Source organism: Shewanella psychropiezotolerans (genome assembly GCF_007197555.1).
GTDB classification, from domain to species: Bacteria; Pseudomonadota; Gammaproteobacteria; order Enterobacterales; family Shewanellaceae; genus Shewanella; species Shewanella psychropiezotolerans.
Genome location: NZ_CP041614.1, coordinates 5,123,491 through 5,143,474, shown reverse-complemented (window position 1 = coordinate 5,143,474; position 19,984 = coordinate 5,123,491). Strand labels below are relative to the sequence as shown.

14 protein-coding genes and 2 pseudogenes are annotated in these 19,984 nt (G+C 45.9%); 14 read left to right on the top strand and 2 right to left on the bottom strand.

Annotated elements, in window-relative coordinates; genetic code table 11:
- The first annotated feature begins 1 nt into the window (after position 1).
- The 6 genes from FM037_RS22520 to FM037_RS22495 all read left to right on the top strand — a co-directional run bounded on the left by FM037_RS22520 (position 2) and on the right by FM037_RS22495 (position 7,144).
- Positions 2–1,870, top strand: coding sequence for an adenylate/guanylate cyclase domain-containing protein (locus FM037_RS22520; RefSeq protein ID WP_144047844.1), 1,869 nt, complete (start codon positions 2–4; stop codon positions 1,868–1,870).
- A complete protein-coding gene (locus FM037_RS22515) occupies positions 1,870–2,493 on the top strand; it encodes a hypothetical protein (protein WP_144047843.1) in 624 nt (207 codons plus the stop codon). Before FM037_RS22520 ends, FM037_RS22515 begins: the two co-directional genes overlap by 1 nt.
- The gene (locus tag FM037_RS22510) at positions 2,490–3,359 is read left to right on the top strand and encodes a M48 family metalloprotease (RefSeq protein WP_144047842.1); all 870 of its coding nucleotides are present in this window, start codon (positions 2,490–2,492) and stop codon (positions 3,357–3,359) included. Before FM037_RS22515 ends, FM037_RS22510 begins: the two co-directional genes overlap by 4 nt.
- Positions 3,360–3,609: 250 nt before the next feature.
- Positions 3,610–5,094, top strand: a complete 1,485-nt coding sequence (locus tag FM037_RS22505) for a carbon starvation CstA family protein (RefSeq protein WP_144047841.1) — start codon at positions 3,610–3,612, stop codon at positions 5,092–5,094.
- 166 nt (positions 5,095–5,260) lie between these two features.
- Positions 5,261–6,274, top strand: a complete 1,014-nt coding sequence (locus tag FM037_RS22500; protein ID WP_144047840.1) for a DUF2817 domain-containing protein — start codon at positions 5,261–5,263, stop codon at positions 6,272–6,274.
- Positions 6,275–6,322: 48 nt separating this feature from the next.
- On the top strand, positions 6,323–7,144 hold the full coding sequence (locus FM037_RS22495) for an alpha/beta fold hydrolase (protein WP_144047839.1): 822 nt from the start codon (positions 6,323–6,325) through the stop codon (positions 7,142–7,144).
- A 652-nt stretch (positions 7,145–7,796) separates the two neighbouring features.
- Here FM037_RS22495 and FM037_RS22475 read toward each other — a convergent pair.
- A complete protein-coding gene (locus FM037_RS22475) occupies positions 7,797–8,075 on the bottom strand; it encodes a peptidylprolyl isomerase (RefSeq protein WP_144047836.1) in 279 nt (92 codons plus the stop codon).
- 329 nt (positions 8,076–8,404) lie between these two features.
- Between FM037_RS22475 and FM037_RS22470 the strand changes: the two genes are divergently transcribed.
- The 8 genes and pseudogenes from FM037_RS22470 (at position 8,405) to FM037_RS22435 (ending at position 18,697) form a co-directional block, all read left to right on the top strand.
- A complete protein-coding gene (locus FM037_RS22470) occupies positions 8,405–8,941 on the top strand; it encodes a sigma-70 family RNA polymerase sigma factor (protein ID WP_144047835.1) in 537 nt (178 codons plus the stop codon).
- 644 nt (positions 8,942–9,585) lie between these two features.
- Positions 9,586–9,912: an ArsR/SmtB family transcription factor gene (locus FM037_RS22465; RefSeq protein WP_144049088.1), complete on the top strand. Its 327-nt coding sequence runs from the start codon at positions 9,586–9,588 to the stop codon at positions 9,910–9,912.
- A 305-nt stretch (positions 9,913–10,217) separates the two neighbouring features.
- Positions 10,218–11,351, top strand: a complete 1,134-nt coding sequence (locus FM037_RS22460; RefSeq protein WP_144047834.1) for a permease — start codon at positions 10,218–10,220, stop codon at positions 11,349–11,351.
- 420 nt (positions 11,352–11,771) lie between these two features.
- A complete protein-coding gene (locus FM037_RS22455; RefSeq protein WP_144047833.1) occupies positions 11,772–15,110 on the top strand; it encodes an nSTAND1 domain-containing NTPase in 3,339 nt (1,112 codons plus the stop codon).
- Positions 15,107–15,472, top strand: coding sequence for a DP-EP family protein (locus FM037_RS22450; protein WP_144047832.1), 366 nt, complete (start codon positions 15,107–15,109; stop codon positions 15,470–15,472). The genes FM037_RS22455 and FM037_RS22450 overlap by 4 nt, the downstream gene beginning before the upstream one ends.
- A 382-nt stretch (positions 15,473–15,854) precedes the next feature.
- Positions 15,855–15,953: pseudogene (locus FM037_RS22445) on the top strand (transposase); the annotation flags it as partial.
- Positions 15,954–16,085: 132 nt separating this feature from the next.
- Positions 16,086–17,053: pseudogene (locus tag FM037_RS22440) on the top strand (transposase).
- Positions 17,054–17,455: 402 nt separating this feature from the next.
- A complete protein-coding gene (locus FM037_RS22435) occupies positions 17,456–18,697 on the top strand; it encodes a sensor domain-containing diguanylate cyclase (RefSeq protein ID WP_144047831.1) in 1,242 nt (413 codons plus the stop codon).
- A 212-nt stretch (positions 18,698–18,909) separates the two neighbouring features.
- Here the strand turns inward: FM037_RS22435 and pyrC are convergent, their stop codons facing one another.
- Positions 18,910–19,944, bottom strand: coding sequence for a dihydroorotase (gene pyrC, locus FM037_RS22430; RefSeq protein WP_144047830.1), 1,035 nt, complete (start codon positions 19,942–19,944; stop codon positions 18,910–18,912).
- Positions 19,945–19,984 lie beyond the last annotated feature (40 nt).

The following is a 19,984-nucleotide window of genomic DNA, read 5'->3' as shown; positions in this document are numbered from 1 at the left end:
GATGAAGCAGAGCGGTAACTTCCTCAATGTGTTCACAGTTTTTGTCTTGCTCTTGGTTTGTATCGAGATGAGCTGGTTGCAGACGCTACGCCCATTGGAGTTCGGACTCTCGGATTTTTTAGTCAAGATACATGCGAGGAGTACGCAGCCAGATCCCGATGTCGTGATAGTCAATATCGATGATGCCAGTCTGGCTCGTATGGAAGATAAGGTTGGCAGCTGGTTCTGGCCACGCTCTGTGCATGGTGAAATGATAGAGGGGATCAGTAAGCAAGGTCCTGAGGCCATAGTATTCGATCTCTCTTTCGTCGAACGGGATCTCTATCGAGTCGAAAGTGATGCCATGTTCAATCAGGCATTAGCGGGTAAGGAAAACATCTTCTTCCCCCTGATAAGGCTATCCTCTGAGCAAGATAAAAACGGCCCCAAATTGTCACAGATTGCCGATAAGCTTGGATTGATTAAAACTGAGTTTTCACTACCCAATGCGAGAGCCGCCCTCATGCCTCCTCTTGCGGTAGCCACTCAGTATTGGCGTCTGGGCACAGTTAACTTTCTCAACGACATCGATGGCGTGGGGCGCAAGTATGATGTTTATCAGAATCTTTACGGTTGGTTGATGCCTTCGCTTCCGGCAAAGGTGGTGAGTGCACTCGGCTATCAAGTACCTGAAGTTGAGCATATCGTTCTGTCATGGGGCGGCGCTAAGAATCCCTATCGACGATTTTCCTATGCCGATCTCTATGATGATTTTAACCGAGAGACACCGCTGCGAGATCCAACCGAGTTAGCGGGGAAAATTGTCATCATAGGCGCCGACGCCTCAGCGCTGCATGATATTCGGGTTACGCCCATAGATAGCCTGTATTCCGGCTTAGACATTCTCGCCACCGCCATAGATAACCTGAAAAATGGGCGCTATATGACTCTTCTTCCAATGTGGAGTTATCTGCTTATCTCTCTGGGCTCGATTGTCTCTGTGTATGTCTGCTTCTTGCTTAGAATCAATGCCATCTCAGTGGGGGTATCACTGCTGGGGGCGAGTGTATTGGGCTTACTCGTCAGCTATCTATTTTTGAGTCAGTTACTCTTGCTGCATTTGCTCACGCCGCTGGTGTTGGTGTGGTTGTATTACTTCTCTTTGGCGCTACGAGAGTATCTGATTGAGCGTCAATCAAGAATGAAGGCGATCAGGCTTTTCAGTCGCTTCGTTAATCCTTTGGTAGTGAAAGAACTGGTGTCCAGTGAGGGGCTGAGTCGTGAGGGAGAGAGTCGGGAGATCTCGGTACTTTTCTCCGATATTCGTGGCTTTACCAGCTTGTCTGAGAATCGTTCGCCCCAGGAGGTGGTGAGTCTATTGAACCGTTACTTTACCTTGCAAGTGGCGGTCGTTTTCAAACATGGAGGCTCATTGGACAAGTTCATCGGCGACTGCATCATGGCATTTTGGGGGGCACCGTTAGATGATCATCAACATGCGGTTAACGCCGTTAAAGCAGCCCTTGAAATGGCTGAGGTGCTACAGCAGTTTAAACAAGAGTTGGGTGAACAGGATGCCGATTTCGATGTTGGCATTGGCATACACTCAGGCCCGGCTGTTGTCGGCCTTATTGGCTCAGATCAACGTAAGGAATATACCGCCATTGGCGATACGGTTAATTTGGCCAGTAGGATCGAAGGATTGACCAAGGGGGTCTCTAGAATCTTGGTGTCGAGTGACACTAAGACACTTTGTGGCGAGCGTTTTGACTTCGAACCATTCGGCTTTTATAAAGTTAAAGGCCGGGCAAAAGATGTCGAGCTGTTTGCACCAACAGAGGCTGTAAATATTTCTGATTTGGAACGCCCTGTAAATAGGGAGAGAGTTTAATGAAACGATCTTTAATGAAGCAAAAACGAATATCATTCTGGCTGGTATTGCCCTTGATGGCGATGACCAGCGCCACCTTCAGTCAAAAGCTGGCTAGCCAAGAGATAACGAGTCGGGATAAAGCCAGCTTAGTGCGTGATACTGAGCTAAAAGCTAAACCTTTTAGCGATGCCGCCACGCTTAAGATGTTGGCCGAGGCACTCTCTGTCGATGTGCTGTCAAGGAAGTCCAGTTGGTTGGAAATTCAGGCCGAAGCACTCACTGGCTGGGTGAAGATGTTCAGTGTGCGTTATGACCTACAGTCGCTGCAGACATCGGACTCGTTTGCCGGTACCAAGCAGGTATTTAATCTAGTTACCACGGGAAGCAGTGGCAGCACTGTCACCACGGCCTCTCGTGGGCTCGACGAGAATAAGTTTTCCGAACCGAGTCCTAACCCCTACGCATTTAAGACCATGCAGTCTTTCGCTGTATCGGGAACGGATGCGCAATCTTTTGCCAGAGAGGAGAATCTCAATGAACAGCAGCGAGATTATGTGACGGCTTCAGTAGAAGGTTCAGCGAAAGATTTAGCTGTTAGCGCCGAGACCATTTCCGATAACCTTGTTGGAGGTAAGTCATGAGAACATCAAGGTTAACTTTCATATTGCTTATGGCTTCTGTCATTTGTAGTGCCTGCTCGACTCAGGGCTTAGTGATTAATAATATCGACATTGGTAAAAGTCTTTCCGCCATAGGTCATACCTCAGATGCATTGACCGAGCTTGATGAAACCGGCGAGATTATTTTGGGTCAAGAGATAGTGACTAACTTGCTAGGCGTGGCTCCCTTGTTGCCTGACCAAGAGGTACAGAGCTATGTCAATAAAGTCGGTCGCTGGGTGAGCATGCATTCGGAGCGGCCTAATTTACCCTGGAGCTTTGCCGTAATGGATGACATGAGTATCAATGCTTTCGCCGCTCCCGGTGGCTATGTGGTGATCACTAAAGGTTTGTTGCTTAGACTCAACAATGAGGCCGAATTAGCGGGTGTGCTCGGTCATGAGATATCTCATGTGCTGCGCCGACATCATCTGAATGCGTTGAAGAAAGCCAGTGGCATGAGCGCATTGACAGATATCACCAGTGTGGTGTTAACGGCCAAAGAGGAAGATACTCAGTCCCTTAAACTCGTTACCGCTGGCACCGAGATATATATTCGAGGCTTAGATAAGGAAGATGAGTTTGAATCCGATGCCATGGGCGTGGTATTGGCGGCGAGAGCCGGCTATGATCCTTATGGTTTACCCGCCGTGCTGCACTCGTTGCAGATGATAAATCCAGACGATGCAGGCATGGCCATGATGTTTAAGACCCACCCGTCACTGGATGACCGACTCTCTCGGTTAGATGGCGTTATGGCTAGGGGATTCGAGCAGTTCGACAAATCTCCGGCCGTAGAAAGCAGATTTAATCGTGCCCTTGCCAACATATCTTCGCTGACGCAATAAGGAAATGTAGGACGATAAGCTAGTATAAAGGCAGCAAGTAGATATAAATAATGTAAGCTAAAGGACTGAGGTTCATACCAATTAATGGGCCTCTCCAATTTTCTGTCCGAGTCCTCCAACCCCCGCTACATCAAGCTTTGAGCCTGATCAAGTTAGACCTTGGTATAACATATTGTTACTTGACCTGATGTCTCAACTGGCAGACACTCGTAACCGTAAATGTACCCTATAAAAGTATGGATGATAAAAAATGCTTATATTCATTATCTGCATTACCTTGTTGGTACTCGCTTATAAGTTCTACAGTCCGTTTGTAGAACGTCAGGCGGGAATCGACAAGAATGCGAAGACCCCACAAACTCGCTTTGCCGATGGAGTCGACTATGTCGAAGTTCATCCGGTGAAAGCCTTCTTAATTCAGTTTCTCAATATTGCCGGTGTCGGCCCGATTTTCGGCCCCATCTTAGGTGCCATTTATGGTCCAATTGCTCTGGTGTGGATCGTTTTAGGTAACATCATAGGCGGCGCGGTCCATGATTATTTCTCCGGTGTGCTCAGTATCAAAGAGGATGGTAAGAGTCTTCCCGAAATAGCCGGACGCTATTTCAATGTGTACGCTAAAGGCGTGATGCTTATCTTTACCGCCATGTTGCTGTTCTTCGTCGGCGTGGTGTTCATCATGAGCCCCGCGGGATTATTGAGTAACTTAGATTACTTCAAGGGGACTATTCTCGCGAACAACACCTTCTGGGTATTGGTTATTCTGGCCTATTATTTCCTGGCAACCATGCTGCCTATCGATAAGATCATCACTAAGCTTTACCCGATATTTGGTCTCTTGATGATAGTCATGACTGTGTCTATCGGTGTGGCGTTATTGATTAGTGCCCCTCAGCTACCTGAGGTGGGAGACATCTTCGCCTACTTCGATCATAGCCATTATAACAATGATCTCTTGGAACCTAATCCTGATGGATTGCCGGTTTGGCCGTTGCTATTTGTGACCATTACTTGTGGTGCTATCAGTGGTTTCCACTCGACTCAGGCGCCGATAATGGCCCGCTGTCTGACCAATGAAAAATATGTCCGTCCAGTCTACTATGGCGCCATGATGTGTGAAGGCATTGTTGCTTGTGTATGGGCGCTGGCGGGTATCGCAGCGTTTCCGGGCGGTTACGTGGAGCTTAAATCAATACTGGATCTAGGCGGTCCGGGAATGGTGGTTAACCAAGTAGCGACCACTTACCTTGGTGTTGCTGGTGGCATAATGGCTATTATCGCTGTGGCAGTTTTCCCGATCACTTCCGGGGATACGGCGTTTAGATCTCTGCGATTGACCATAATCGATGCCTTCAGAATCCCTCAAAACATTCGTAATCGTCTCTTGGTTGCCGTGCCTATTCTGGTCATTGCCTACTTTATGACTAAGATTGATTTCACGCTTATCTGGCGCTACTTTGCCTTCTCGAACATGCTGCTGTCGACCAGTGTGCTCTGGCTAGCCACTAAGTACCTATTCGACAGAGGCGCTTTCCATTGGATAGTGAGCCTGCCTGCGATTGGTGGAACCAGTGTGACCGTGTCTTACATTATGACCGCTGGCATAGGACTGGGCTTACCTCAGTCGTTCAGTCAGCCTGCGGGTATCGCCGTAGGCGCCGTATCTCTGATTGCACTCATCTTAGTGCACCAGAAGTGTAAGCCTGTAAAATCAGAGGCTGAGACCGGGTCTTGATTTAACGGTTTAATTTGAAGAACTAGGGCGGCACTGTGTGCCGCCCTTTTTGTACCTGGAGGCATGTATCCGTGATCGCAGGGATAGCGAAAGCGGGGATTTGTCATCCTCTTGTCTCATTCTATGGCTAGTCTGGTTTCATCATCTGTCACCACTTAACTGACTAATGGCAAAGTTTTCATTCGAACATGCTTTCGAGATAGATACCCTCAAACGCCTGGTGGCGCAACATCAAGATAGCTTTCGTCATCAATCTTTGGCCGATCTTAGCTATCGTGGTGAGCCCCTTGCCATTACGGCCATTGAACTGGGTCAGCAAGACAAACCTTGCCCTACAGTGCTATTTGTCGGCGGGGTACACGGCGTCGAGCGGATCGGCGCTCAGGTGGTGTTGGCTTTTCTCGCCAGTCTACTCAATCGTTTACCTTGGGATACTCACCTGCAAGCCTTGCTCAAAGAGATACGTTTAGCCTTTGTGCCTGTGGTTAATCCGGTGGGATTTCTGCGCGGCAGTCGCGGCAACGGCAATAACGTCGACTTGATGCGCAATGCTCCCATAGAGGCGAGTGGCAAGGTGACTTTTATGCTGGGTGGGCAAACCCTGTCCCAGAAGCTGCCCTGGTATCGAGGCTCGGGTGAGATGGAGGCGGAGACCTCAGCTTTGGTAAAGTATGTGAAGCACTTGCAGCTCGAGAGTACCAGCTTGCTCTGCCTCGATGCTCACTCGGGTTTTGGCCTGAATGATCATATCTGGTTTCCCTACGCCCATACCGCTAAGCCATTCGAAGGCATGGGGTATATCTATCATCTTAAGCGGCTATTTGAGACGGGTTATTCCCATCATGGTCACTATCGGCTCGCGCCTCAGAGTCATTTTTATCGCACCCATGGCGATATCTGGGACTATTTAGTGGTGAATAACAAAGGAACGGCTCCCTTTATTCCCCTAACATTAGAGATGGGCTCCTGGGCCTGGCTGCGAAAGAATCCCCGGCAGGTATTGAGCTTCTCGGGGTACTTCAATCCGCAGAAGCCCCACAGACACCAGAGGATATTGCGCCGTCATTTTATCTTGATGCAATTTCTTTTGGACTCGGCCTATGGGCAAGTATTGGAGCGGGTATCGCCAGCACAACTTGCGCTGCTGACCCACGATGCAGAACGTTTCTGGTTTAAGTAAAGCTGTTTGATGTAAACGGCTTATCAGATTTTTTTATAGGGGAGGTCCATGACATTCGTACTACTCAGGGGCTTGATGCGAGACCGCCGTCACTGGTATGGATTTGCTCAACGGCTCGCGGCGGCCGGAGTCCGGGTTATCACGCCAGACTTGCCAGGCAATGGTACCTTGGTTGAGATTAACAGTCCCTTGAGTATCTCAGCCTATGCCGACTATGTCTGGGCGCAGATTGATGAGGTGTTAAGCGAGGGGGCGACAAGGGAAGTGCTCGAGCCTGTCTGTCTGGTAGGGCTTTCTATGGGCGGTATGTTGGCGATGGAAATGGCAAAACATAAACCAAACCGAGTGCAACGAGTGGTGTTTATCAACAGTAGTGCCGCCAATCTATCGCCTTGGTACCGCCGTTTTCAGCTAAGCTCTTTGGTCAAATCAGTCTGGGGGACAGGCAGACGCTGGCTCAACGGAGAACTTCCAGGTGTCAGCTTACTCGAGGCGACAGTTATCCAGCTCACCAGTGAATGCAGGGGCGATGATATTAAGTTGATACAAGACTGGAGTCATTATCGACAACAAGGTCATACTTCTCTATTCAATGGCTTGAGGCAGTTAGTCGCATGTGCCTCGTTTGATGCCCCTGTTATTGACTCTCTCCCTGCGAATGCTCCTGTAAATAGTCTGGTAAATGGTCCTGAGAGTGTCCCTGTGAATGTAATAGTAGCCAATCGAGACAGGCTGGCTCACCCCAGTTGTGGTGAAGCTTTAGCCCATTTTTATCAGAGCAAAGCTATTTACCTGGATGATTGCGGTCATGATGCCAGCTTAGATAAGCCAGAGCCTTTATTGCGCTTGCTATTGGAGCTGGCGAGATAAAGGCAGAGCGCTACGCTTTGAGTTCGAGTTGCGAGAACGGGAACAAGTTCCCTTCGAGAACGCCAACACGTTGGCTGCGAGGAAAGAGCAAAGCTTGTTCTCGGAGGCCGCAGGCCGTACTCGTGGTGACAAAGTCACTGACTCGCAGACCTAAGGTCGTTCTCGCAGTCGCGCAGCGACCTTCTCTCTTTTAAGTTCGGTATAAAACTTTAATCACATGCCAGCCCCATCTCTTCATTAAGAGGGTTTTGACTAATTGAGGCGTTATAAGCTCACCGGTAAAACAGGCCTTAACGAATGGCAGGTATAAATCCATCTGACCTTTATCTGTTTACCTAGTTTCATTAAGTTCGGTATAAAACCTTAATCACATGCCAGCTCCATCTCTTCATTAAGAGGGTTTTGACTAATTGAGGCGTTATAAGCTCACCGGTAAAACAGGCCTTAACGAATGGCAGGTATAAATCCATCTGACCTTTATCTGTTTACCTAGTTTCATTAAGTTCGGTATAAAACCTTAATCACATGCCAGCTCCATCTCTTCATTAAGAGGGTTTTGACTAATTGAGGCGTTATAAGCTCACCGGTAAAACAGGCCTTAACGAATGGCAGGTATAAATCCATCTGACCTTTATCTGTTTACCTAGTTTCATTAAGTTCGGTATAAAACCTTAATCACATGCCAGCCGAACTTGGTTTTGACTAATTGAGGCGTTAAAATCTCACCGGTAAAACAGGCCTTATCGAATGGCGGCACCATCTGACCTTTCTTGAATTCGCCTAAACTACCGCCTTTCTTGCCCGATGGACAAGACGAGTGTTTCTTGGCTAACACATCGAATTTAACGCCTTTTTTCAATTGCTTGATAATGTCTTCGGCTTGCTCTTTATGTTTGACTAATATGTGCAGTGCAGCAGCGGTTCTTGCCATCTCGTTCTCAACTTTGTCATTACATTAACGTTATAATGCTGATTATACTGAGTCTGGCAGCAAGAACCCACGTTTTCGTGACGACATGGGTATTTTCAAGCAGCTATGTTCAAGAAGGTATGCTCAAGATAGTAGGCTCAATTCGTAAACGGGTTAACTTTAAGAAGGTTAGTGATGATTAGTGTTTTTTTAGGGCTTTTATAAAAAACTTTTTATAAAAGATTTGCATCCTTTTCAATTATCGTTCGTCTAACTTAAAATTGTCGTTAGTTTAAACTAAGAGTCTCGTTCGTCTAAGCACTGAGCCTCAGTTGTCGTTAGGAGTTTTTATGCAGCAAGTTGCGGCGAAAGCATTTTCGCAATACCAGAGTGAGTTACTGGCATTTATCGGCCGGAAAGTCAGTCATAAAGAGGATGCGCAAGATATTCTTAGTGCGGTTTTCGTTAAATTATTGCAGCAGAACGATGCGCCAGACTCCCCCATTGCATGGCTCTATCAAGTCACTAAAAATACCATCATAGATTATTACCGAACCCGCCGTCCTAATGATGAATTGCCTCAAGATCTTGTTGCTGATTCAAAGGAAGAAAGTGCATTTTCAGAAATGAGTGTCTGTATGAAACCTATGGTGATGGCGTTAGATGAGAGGTATCGAGATGTGCTCCTGCTCAGCGATATTGAAGGAATGAAGCAAAAGGCCGTAGCCGAACGACTTAATTTGAGTCTGTCTGCAGTCAAATCCCGTGTTTTAAGAGGGAGGGAGCTCTTGGCTACTAGCTTAGTTAGCTGTTGTGCTCCAGTGGTCAACGCCAAAGGGAAAGTTGATGACTTTCTTCCGCCTAAAAATCGCTGCGGTAAGTGCTAGTCTCAGTGCTAGTAGCATGATGGGCAGTATCTAAGTTTTATAATTTTCTCTTAAATAGTTAAAATTTCTTGCATCCTTTTTTTAGGGTATTCGTCTTTTCAGGTATATGAGTCATAAAAGGTGCCTTTTGCACCGACTATTTTACCCGGAGAATGTATGAGCGATAAAACTCAACCTTGTTGTATCTCGGCGAATGAAACTGAAAATACTTGCTGTAGCACTTCTGATGCTCAGTGTTGTGCTGATAGTCAGTGTGATGGCACTTGTACCTGTACCTGCACTAGTAACAGTAACTGTAACTGTAAGCCAGATGAGGCCTGTGGTGACGGAAAGTGCAACTGTACCAGTAAGTCCGATGAGTGCAAATGTACCTGCGTATGTGAAAGTTGTGATTCGGATGACTGCACCTGCCATTGTACTAGCCACAAAGATGACGCTTGCTGTAAGGATGACTCTTCCAAGGCGACTTGTTGCTAGTAGCGAAGGCTAGCCGTTAAATTCAATAAAGCCCGCTTTGAAATAAGTGGGCTTTTTCATATCAGTCACTATTAGCGCTAGTCTTGTTTTGTAATTGATATTTCTGCTAAAATCGAAATATTGTAGTTTGATTTAAATTCGGTTAGGTTTGGGAGAGTAGAAACATGATGGATATCGAAGTCGTTGCCAAGGCACTTAAAGAGTTAGGCCATACAACGCGCTTAACCATTTTTAAGCGTGTGGTGCGTGCCGGATTTCAAGGCGTAGCAGTAGGTAGCTTGCAGGAACAGCTGCAGATCCCTGGCTCAACACTCTCCCATCATATTTCCAGTTTGGTTTCTGCAGGCTTACTGTCACAAAGGCGGGAAGGGCGAACGTTATTCTGTGTTGCTGAATTCACTAAGCTCGAAGGCGTTATCGGTTTTTTGCAGGATGAATGTTGCATCGAAGAAGAGTGTGCGCCTCAGCTTTCGACTCAAGAGCCGTCTACCTAAAAGCTGTCTACTCAAAAGTAACTGGCCAAAAAACAGCCTAGTCAACAAGCGTCGATTCAAAAGCCATAAGCATCATATTTTTTGGTTCAGCGTTAGTGCTTGATTAGCGCTAGGTTTCACTTCTAAAATCCGGTATTCATAAATTTATTTCGAATATTCTAGAAATATAGTTGACATGGTTTTCTATAAGTATATTATTTCTATATTCTTCGAAATGTTTTTTTCAAAGCAGATGCTGAACATGAGTGTCGATAACTTCGAAAATTTCAAAACGATTTCATATTTTAAGTATTGTGGAAATTATTATGAGTCCTGAAATTTTAGCCATGGCCCGAGAGGCCGCAAACATGTTCGCCTTCTTGGCAACCGAACTAATTATCCTGTTTCTGGTGATCAGTTACTTGGTTGGTGTACTGCAGGAGTTTATTACCCCTGAGAAGATCCAATCGATATTGAGTTCACGTAACGGTAAAGGCTACGTGATTGCCGCACTCTTGGGCGCTATCACACCATTCTGCTCATGCTCGACCATCCCGTTTTTGAAGGGGCTGCTTAGAGCCAGAGCGGGTTTTGGCCCCATGATGGTGTTCCTCTTCTCGAGCCCACTGTTAAACCCGATTATTATCGGCCTGTTTGTAGTGACCTTCGGCATTAAAGTGGCTGTGTTCTACTTTACTGTGGCGCTAGTGGTTGCTGTTACGGCAGGTTTTGTGTTGGAAAAATTAGGTTTTGAACGTTATGTGCGACCCGAAGCCTATGAAGCGGCAGAAGCATCAAGCTGTGGCACATCCTGCGGCGACTCTAAAAACAGTGCTGCCGAGAAACAGTCTGCTGTTGAGCCTGTGAAAGCTTGCGGAGTAGCAGCTCAATCGGCTCCTGTATTAGCCATGGAAGCCAGTGGTTGCGGAGCGGCTACAATAAGTGAGGCGGCAAGTGTGGTCTCTTCATGTGGCACGAGTTCATCATGTGGAACTGAAAGTGCTAATGCCGGAAATACAGAAAGTGCAGGACAAATAGCAAAAGCAGAGAGTCGTTGGATGCGGATCTGGCGCTCGACCTGGAAGGACTTTAAGCAGGTACTGCCTTACTTGCTACTGGGTATCACACTAGGTTCTTTCATCTATGGTTTTATCCCGACTGAACTGATTGCTAAGTATGCGGGTGAGGACATGTGGTACGCGATTCCTGTCGCTGCGATTATCGGTATTCCGCTCTATATTCGCGCCGAAGCTGTGATCCCTTTAAGCGCCGCATTGGTGCAGAAAGGCATGGCTCTAGGCTCTGTGATGGCATTGATTATCGGTAGTGCTGGCGCGAGTTTGACCGAAGTGATTCTGCTTAAGTCGATATTCAAGAACGAGATGATTGCCGCCTTTCTGGCTGTGATATTGGGCATGGCGATTGGCGCAGGTTACCTCTACAGCTTTATCTTTGCTTAAGTTGCTTGTTGCGGCAATAGGGCTTAGAAAGAGCCCCTAGCCACAAGCCCTAGTCACAAGCATTCGTGGTAACAATTAATACAAAGTCTTAGACCTGCTTTAACGGGTCTAAGACTTTCTCTCTTTTCTTAAACTTGATGTGATTGCCTAGTACCGCCTCAAGAGCTATGCAATCGACACAATCTTTATATCCGCTTAATTTTTGATTCTTAAAACAATACACACCTAAAGTCGTAGTAAAAAAGTAGCATTTTTCTCCCGTCCTGATAAGTTATGCACTAATGTAAATTTTTTGTTATTTTGATTCTGACTGCCGAGAGCCGACACTGAATACTGCTGTTCTGCTATAACAGTGTGAACAAGCGAACAAGGCTCACAGAAATAAGTTAGCTTATGTTCTCTTGATTGGAAGAAAGAAGAATGAGTTTTAGCACATTTTACTTTGGTGACTGGCAGGTTGAGCCCGGCTCCAACTCCCTGCGCTTAGGTAGCCAAGTTAAACAACTTGAGCCTAAGGCGATGGATGTGCTGTCACTCTTATGTGAACGTGATGGTGATGTGGTCAGCACCGAAGAGATAGTCAGCCATTGTTGGCCCGATATGTTTATGGGTGACAATCCCTTACATAAGGTCATCAATCAACTGCGCCGCGCCCTGGGCGATAGCGCTACCTCACCCCAATATATCGAAACCATTCGTAAGCGTGGCTATCGCACCTTAGCCAAGATAAGTTTCCCTAAAGGTCACTCAGAAGCGGCGCAGTCGCAACAATGGCAGTCTGGTTCGCCATTTCCGGGTTTACAAGCTTATAGCGCCGACCATGCCGATGTGTTCTTCGGTCGCAGTGAGCAAGTTTCAACCTTGCTTAACCGTATCACCCTGCAAGTTAAATATGGCCGCGCCTTCTGTTTGATATTAGGCCCCAGTGGCAGTGGTAAAACCTCCTTAATCAATGCCGGCGTGATGCCTAACTTGATGTCCTCCAAGGGATACAATGGCATTGAGGTGATCTCGTATAGTGATATCGACTTGGCCGATGTGGTCGATAATCCGCCATTAGTGGATCTGGCTAGCGCCATGCTGGATTGGGAGTATCAGGATAAACCTGTATTCGATGGTTACAGTGCTGAACAACTGGCAAATACGCTCACTGAAGCCCCAGAAAAGGCGATTCAGTGCTGCAAGTCGGCGTTAAAAGGTCATAAGTCTCAGCATGCATTTTTTGCCCTGTTTATTGACCGGTTAGAAGTTTTACTGTCCTCGCCTCAGTTTAGCGATGAGCAGAGACAAGAATTTTTCGATGTTATCGAGTTCCTGGCACAGTCCGGTCATATTCTTATTTTATCTGCTTGCCGTAACGATTTTTACCCAGACCTAGTGCAATACCCTAACCTGATGTCAGGTAAGTCCCGGGGGGCACATTTCGATTTGTCTCCACCTACTCGCCAGGAACTACTGCAGATGATCCGCTTGCCTGCCGTAGCGGCAAATTTAACCTGGCAGCTAGACGGTGAAACCGCAGTGCCGCTCGATGAGATGCTCTGCGCCGATGCCGCGTCCAACCCCGATGCCTTGCCTATGCTGCAATATACCTTGCAGGCACTTTATCTAAACAGAGATGACACAGACCAGTTGTTAGTCTCAGAGTATCAAAATTTAGGCGGACTAGAGGGAGCTATCGGTAAAAATGCCGAAGAGGTACTCACTAGCCTGACAGATGCAGAAACAGCGGCGGTGCCTAAGATTTTGTCACTGTTAGTCACGCTTAAAGAGGATGATAAATCCATTACCAGCCGCACGGCGCGCTGGTCACAGCTTAGCTCTTCCCAGCAAAGCTCACAGCTAGGCGCCTCCCAGCGAAACAAAAAGCTAGAGAGTGAAGCTGAAACAAATTTGGTTAAAGCCATGGTGGATAACCGTCTATTTGTCTCCCACCTGCAAAATGATGAAGCCTGTTTCAGTATCGCCCACGAAGCTCTGCTCAGGCGCTGGCCCAGAGCGACAAAATGGATAGAAGCACACAGCGAAAGCTTAGGCATTAAGAGTCGCTTACTCAATCAGGCCCGTCGCTGGTTAACCGAGTCGAAAACCCAGGCTTACCTGCTCTCAGAAGGCAAACCGCTACAGGAAGCTCAGCTTCTCTCTCAAAACCCACTGTTTACTTTGGAACCCGCAGAGCAAGCCTTGATTGCGGCATCGGTAAAGCGCGTCAATGTCCGTCGTTGGCGTCGCCGGCTGACTTCGGGAGTACTTGTCGCCCTCACCATGTTATCTGTGTTGATGAGCTTTCGCAGTATCGAGGCTGAGCAGCGCGCATTAGAGAAGCGCTTAGCCGCAGAGAACCTGCTGGGGTTTATGGTAGGGGATTTTGCTGACAAGCTGCGCGGCATCGGCCGTATGGATCTGCTCGATGGCATCAGTAATAAGGCGCTGGAGTATTTTAGCGACGAATCGAATACCCATGATGCCAGTAATTACAGTTTCGAAGCCCGTTTTCAACACGCCCAAACATTAGAAGCCATCGGTGAAGTAGCCTATTCTCGCGGCAAGCTAGAAGAAGCTAACGCAGGTTTGCTGGCGGCTAAAACTAAACTCGAAACCTTGTTAACGGAACAGCCAGAGAACCTCGAGTTACTAAAAACCGCAGGAGCGAATGCCTTTTGGCTAGGTCAACTTGATTATGACAGGGGGGATTGGGCCGCGGTACGGCCTTGGTATAAACTGTATCTGAGTTACAGCCAAACTATGTATCAGTTGGCACCGACAGATCCTGAAGCTTTGATTGAACTGTCCTATGCAACAAACTCCATTGGTTCATTGTCAATGAAATTGCATCAATTTAATGAAGCCGAAGGCTATTTCAATGAATCTTTGCAGCTTAAGTTGCTTGCGGCTAATTCTTCACCGAAAGACATGATGCTATTGGCAGATATTGCCGATACCCATTCATGGCTAGCTAGTGCTGCTTTATCCCAAGGACATATTAACCTTAGTATTGAAAGGCATAAAGCTATTCAGGCTGATATAGAAAATCTAGATGAAGCACTGCAAGCCAATGCGAATTTAGCTGAGAACTTGGCGTTGAGTTATCACAGTATATCGAGTCAATATAAGTATAAAGGTCAAATGCAACTAGCCACGGATAGTGCCTTAAAAGCTCACCAACTGTTTACAGCATTAATTACTACAGATACTAATAATCAGATTTGGCATCAACATTTGTTCTTCTTAAAGCTACACCTTTTACAAATGGCATCAATAGAGGAAGTAGAATTCAGCATAACAACTGAACAAATTATTTCAGAGCTTTCAACATCTTCAAAAATGTTTACTGATGATCAGTATTCGAGAATACTCCGCGCTAAATACAAACGAATACTAGCTGAGTATTATTTTGACCGTCAACAGATATCACAAGGAAAACGTTACTTACAACAAGCCAAACAACTAAACAATGAGCTAATAACCCAAGACATAAATAACAGTGAAATAGAATGGTTGCAGGCGATGACATATTTAGCAGAAGCCAAACTGTATCAGCTAATGGGCGACACAAGACAAATGGCGAGCAGTTGCAGACTAGCTAGTCGGCAACTAAGTCAATTCCAGAAGTTAGATAAAGATCCCAAATTTATCGCTCCCTACGCTGATAGTTTACGCTGTCAAGGTAAATTAATTTCTAATGCCCAGCTAACAGCCTTATTAACCGAGCAAGGTATTGTTCAACAACTTTCAATAACAAAGGATGTGAAAAAATGACAAATAAAAAATTAACTGTTGATGTTACGGTTAGTGGTACACCAACTAATCCAGTGTTTCATTTTAATCCTGAAACGGTCACAGTTACCGCGTCAGATAGTAAAATTTACTACTTGTTGAATAGAGAACAAAGCTTAGGATTAGTCCTTGCCGGTGTGGTGTTTCCCTATAACGATCAAAGCCCGGGCAGTATTGTTAGCGATATAACGTCTTTTAAAGTAAAAGATGCTGGTTATCAGTTATCGGTAAAAGATTCTAATAAAAATGAAGGTGACATAGGTATGTGTTTGTTACTTACCAATAGTGATGGCGAAGTATTTAAAAGCCAAGACCCACAAGTTAAAAATAGACCTACATCATAAAGTTTTATTAAAGTATAAATAAGCTCTTCCTTCAGGGAAGAGCTTATTCTGACCCTGTATCAGATTCTTTGCATTAAGCTCTTCTAATTTCACTTTTCGTAGTCGTTACTGTTGCAGTTTTAAGCTGTTATGGTGGTTTGAATTATTTGTAAATTATATGTTTAGCTTGTTGACGCGCTACGGCGTTAACCTTTAGGTTATGGCAAAAGGAATTAATCAATCACTTAAAAAGGAACTACTGTGAAATCCTCCGCAAAACTTTCGTATGCGTTTTTAGCCAGCCTGCTACTCATCAGTGAATAAATAGAGCCACCCATTCGAAATGGCTAAACATTTGCTCTCCTACTAAGCTTTAGTTATTGGTTAAAGTAGGAGGACTGTTATGCCTCGTCCAAGAAGAACTCAAGTCAGTATTGAAGACACATCCTGGTATCACTGCTGCTCGCGTGTTTGTCGGCGCGCCATGTTGATGGGCGATGATTGAATAAATAGAGCCACCCATTCGAAATGGCTAAACATTTGCTCTCCGAATAAATAGAGCCACCCATTCGAAATGGCTAAACATTTGCTCTCCTACTAAGCTTTAGTTATTGGTTAAAGTAGGAGGACTGTTATGCCTCGTCCAAGAAGAACTCAAGTCAGTATTGAAGACACATCCTGGTATCACTGCTGCTCGCGTGTTTGTCGGCGCGCCATGTTGATGGGCGATGATAAGTTTACTGGAAAAAACTATGATCACAGGCGTGATTGGGTTGAATCACAACTGCTGACATTAGCCAGTGTGTTTGCAATCGATGTAGCAGCCTATGCAGTGATGTCTAATCACCTGCACCTTGTTCTTAGTGTTGATATTTATGAGTCTAATAACTGGACAGACAGAGACGTCGTTGAGCATTGGCATCAAATATTCAATGGGACAGAAATTACTCAAAAGTTTGCTAAAGGTGAAGTGGTTGAAAGTTTTGAAATTAATAGCTTAAAGCATTCAATAGCCCTATATCGCAGTCGTTTAAGTGATATATCTTGGTTTATGCGCTGCCTCAATGAGCCTATCGCACGAATGGCTAACAAAGAAGATAAGTGTACTGGGAGGGACGCTTTAAAAGTCAGGCTTTGCTTGATGAAACCGCTGTTTTAGCCTGTATGGCCTATGTTGATCTTAATCCTATTCGAGCCAAAATGGCTAAAACGCCGGAAGACTCAGACTACACCAGTCTTAAATTGCGTGTAAAAGCTGCTTTAAAGGGCAAGCAACCTGACAAACTGCTGCCTTTTATTGGAAATGAGCGTCTAAACCAGCCTAAAGGCGTTTACTTTTTACTCAAAGACTATCTTGAATTAGTCGATGAAACTGGCAGGATAATTCGTGATGATAAACGAGGTGCTATTTCTGAAAATACTTCTAAGGTCTTAACTAGGCTAAATATTTCTAGTGATAACTGGATAAAAATCACTACTGACTTTGGGAAACTATTTCATGGTCCAGTGGGTGCACTGCAAGAGCTCACCAGCTATTGTGACCACCTTGAAAAACGGCGACGACATTTCTCACATTGTTGTCAGTACCTTCAGGTAAGCTGATAGTTAATCTTTTGATATCATCAAACCGAGCAACCAACTCCTTGGCTATCTAGTCCTGCCTAAAATTCATCATTTCCATGTAGAACGAGCATTAATCTGCATTTTAGCTATAAGAATGTATCGAAAATCTGGCTCTGAATTTATTCATCAATCGAACGACGAAAATTATTAACTAACTAGATTAATTGTTGATTTATTATGGGTGGCTCTATTAAGGGAGGCGCTTGTATCTTCCTGGGGACGGCTAAAAAAAGCTCTTGGGGATGTGGTGAACTTTGTTGTAAAACAACGCATTAAAGTAGAAGGTTACCGAAAGGTTCTAAACACATTAATTAGGTAGAGTATTCAGCAGTTAGACGCATTTGAAGCGTCAGGTTAGTAAATTCTGTTAAGGATACTCTAATGTTAACACTCCCTCCCAAGCCCTATGAAGACAATAGGCAAGTATCGTGTGCGGAGAAAGGCTTATCTCCGGCTGATGAGTTTCACGCGATGATGAGAAAGGCTAGGTTAAATACTCAAAGGGAAAATGCCGAGATGGCTCAGCAATTGACTATGCCTCTGGATGAGTTTTCATTGGCTGCGATGCGAACTGCTGTTAAGGCTTCGGCGCCAGAATCTGCACTTATGCCAGAACCAGAACCTGCATCTACACCAACACCTATAGCTACACAAATAGCAGCGACACCTTTCAGTATTCCAGACGATGATATTTTATTTGATGATTGTTATCGCAGCGTACTCAATTTATTAGTTCAGCAGTTGATGGAAGCCGTGTTGGTGGTTGATGCCAGTGGCACAATTCAGATGATTAACGCTAAGGCTATTGAACTGCTATCTGGTGGAAAGCTGGGGGCGAGTGATAGGCTTGGGGAGCCTGAGAACATTATTGGTAAAACCTGGCAAGAGTATTTAAGAGAACCGCAAAAGACACGCTATCAGCAGATGTTGGAAGAGCAACTTGTCAGCCAGTGTCAGCTTGAACACGCGCCTATTGAAGCATCGCTGATATTAGCGGAAGGTGGTAGTTTGGATGTGGAGTTCTCAATCAGTTATTTATCATTGAGTTCGCCGATTTTTGCCATAGTGATACGAGACCTGACCAAGCATAAATCCGAATACCAACAGCTCTATCAATGGGCATCGACAGATTGCCTGACCAAACTGGCGAACCGAAGAGTATTCGATGCTTCCTTGCGATCTCAGTGGCAAGCTTGCACAACATCAGCCAAACCTATCAGCGTGGTGATCATAGATATCGATCATTTCAAGCTGTTCAACGACAAGTATGGCCATATTCAGGGGGATCACTGCCTGCAGAGGATAGCTAATGTGATTGCTCACTCACTGCCATCGGATGAATGTGTCGCAGCAAGATATGGCGGCGAGGAGTTTGCGCTAATTCTTCCAGGTTTTGATGCCAAGCAAGCTCAGTCGATGGCCGAGTATATTCAGTTAGAAATCAATAGCCTTAAATATACTGACTTAGGCCTAGATGATAGTGTCACAGTGAGTGTGAGTCAGGGAATCGCAGCTGAAGTCGATGGTCAGTTCAGAACAGGCACAGCCCTGTTATGCGCAGCAGACACAGCACTTTACCGCGCCAAAGCCGATGGCAGGAATAGAATTAACTTAAGTTGTTGAAGGAAGGTTGGGGGGTTAGAAGGTACGAGGCTCGAGTTATTTCTGTCATTCCGGCGTGCTTGTTGGCCGGAATCCAGCTTCTTTCTGTCATTCCGGCATACTTGTTGGCTGGAATCACGAGAAGTAAGGAAGGCTACGAGCTTTAACTCGCTGCTCGTAGCTTTTTTAGCCCTATCTTGAACTCGCAACTTTTTAGCTAGCTCAGGACTGCTTTATCCCTTCACTTTCCAATTCACTTCTTCGCCAGCGAAGAAAGGCACGATTGGATTGCCATTTGGTAGGATTATCTCGCTCGGTACCGTCCAGGTCTCTTTTACCAGTGTTACTGTGCTGGTGTTTCTCGGTAGACCGTAGAAGTCCGGGCCGTGAGTACTGGCAAAACCTTCAAGTTTGTCAATAACGCCTAGGTCATCAAATACCTGAGCGTAAAGCTCGAGTGCACTCCAGGCGCTGTAACAACCGGCGCAACCACAAGCCGATTCTTTGCGATGCTTCTCGTGTGGCGCAGAATCTGTGCCTAAGAAAAATTTGCTAGAACCAGTAGCCACTGCTGCGCGCAATGCTTGTTGATGAATGTTGCGCTTAAGCACAGGCAGACAGAAGTTATGTGGGCGTATGCCGCCGACTAACAGGTCGTTACGGTTTAGCAGTAAGTGCTGTGGCGTGATGGTTGCGGCTACATAGTCAGAGGCGCTTGCAACAAACTCGGCGGCTTCTTTAGTGGTGATATGCTCGAACACCACTTTAAGGCTTGGGAAAGCATCGACGATGCGAGTCAGGTTACGCTCGATAAATATCGCTTCACGGTCGAAGATATCGATATGTGATTCGGTTACTTCACCGTGAACCAGCAGCAACATGCCAATTTCAGCCATTTTTTCGAAGATAGGGAAGAGGCTATCGAGTGCCTTTACCGCAGCATCTGAGTTAGTGGTCGCGCCTGCTGGGTACAGCTTAGCCGCCACAACGCCAGCCGCTTTTGCATCTATGATGTCTTGCTTAGTGGTGTCGTTAGTCAGGAAAAGTGTCATCAGAGGTTCGAAGCTTGAACCTTGTGGACGCGCCGCCAAAATGCGCTCACGGTAGGCATTGACCATCTTGGCATCTGTTACCGGTGGTAGCAGGTTTGGCATGACGATAGCACGTTGGAAAAGTCTGGCGGTAGCCGGGACAGTTTCTTGCAACATATCACCATCACGGAAGTGAAGGTGCCAATCATCGGGAGTAAGTAGGGTGATCTGCGTCATTATGGGGTTCCTAAGCGTTACGACAAGCATTTACTAGCTT

Bases quoted from the DNA above. Each gene is read 5' to 3' on its own strand.
- FM037_RS22475 (WP_144047836.1), bottom strand. From the start codon at position 8,075: ATGGCAAGAACCGCTGCTGCACTGCACATATTAGTCAAACATAAAGAG.
- FM037_RS22495 (WP_144047839.1), top strand. From the start codon at position 6,323: ATGACATTCGTACTACTCAGGGGCTTGATGCGAGACCGCCGTCACTGG.
- FM037_RS22510 (WP_144047842.1), top strand. From the start codon at position 2,490: ATGAGAACATCAAGGTTAACTTTCATATTGCTTATGGCTTCTGTCATT.
- FM037_RS22505 (WP_144047841.1), top strand. From the start codon at position 3,610: ATGCTTATATTCATTATCTGCATTACCTTGTTGGTACTCGCTTATAAG.
- FM037_RS22500 (WP_144047840.1), top strand. From the start codon at position 5,261: ATGGCAAAGTTTTCATTCGAACATGCTTTCGAGATAGATACCCTCAAA.
- FM037_RS22520 (WP_144047844.1), top strand. From the start codon at position 2: ATGAAGCAGAGCGGTAACTTCCTCAATGTGTTCACAGTTTTTGTCTTG.
- FM037_RS22460 (WP_144047834.1), top strand. From the start codon at position 10,218: ATGAGTCCTGAAATTTTAGCCATGGCCCGAGAGGCCGCAAACATGTTC.
- FM037_RS22450 (WP_144047832.1), top strand. From the start codon at position 15,107: ATGACAAATAAAAAATTAACTGTTGATGTTACGGTTAGTGGTACACCA.
- FM037_RS22435 (WP_144047831.1), top strand. From the start codon at position 17,456: ATGTTAACACTCCCTCCCAAGCCCTATGAAGACAATAGGCAAGTATCG.
- FM037_RS22515 (WP_144047843.1), top strand. From the start codon at position 1,870: ATGAAACGATCTTTAATGAAGCAAAAACGAATATCATTCTGGCTGGTA.
- FM037_RS22470 (WP_144047835.1), top strand. From the start codon at position 8,405: ATGCAGCAAGTTGCGGCGAAAGCATTTTCGCAATACCAGAGTGAGTTA.
- FM037_RS22455 (WP_144047833.1), top strand. From the start codon at position 11,772: ATGAGTTTTAGCACATTTTACTTTGGTGACTGGCAGGTTGAGCCCGGC.
- pyrC (WP_144047830.1), bottom strand. From the start codon at position 19,944: ATGACGCAGATCACCCTACTTACTCCCGATGATTGGCACCTTCACTTC.
- FM037_RS22465 (WP_144049088.1), top strand. From the start codon at position 9,586: ATGGATATCGAAGTCGTTGCCAAGGCACTTAAAGAGTTAGGCCATACA.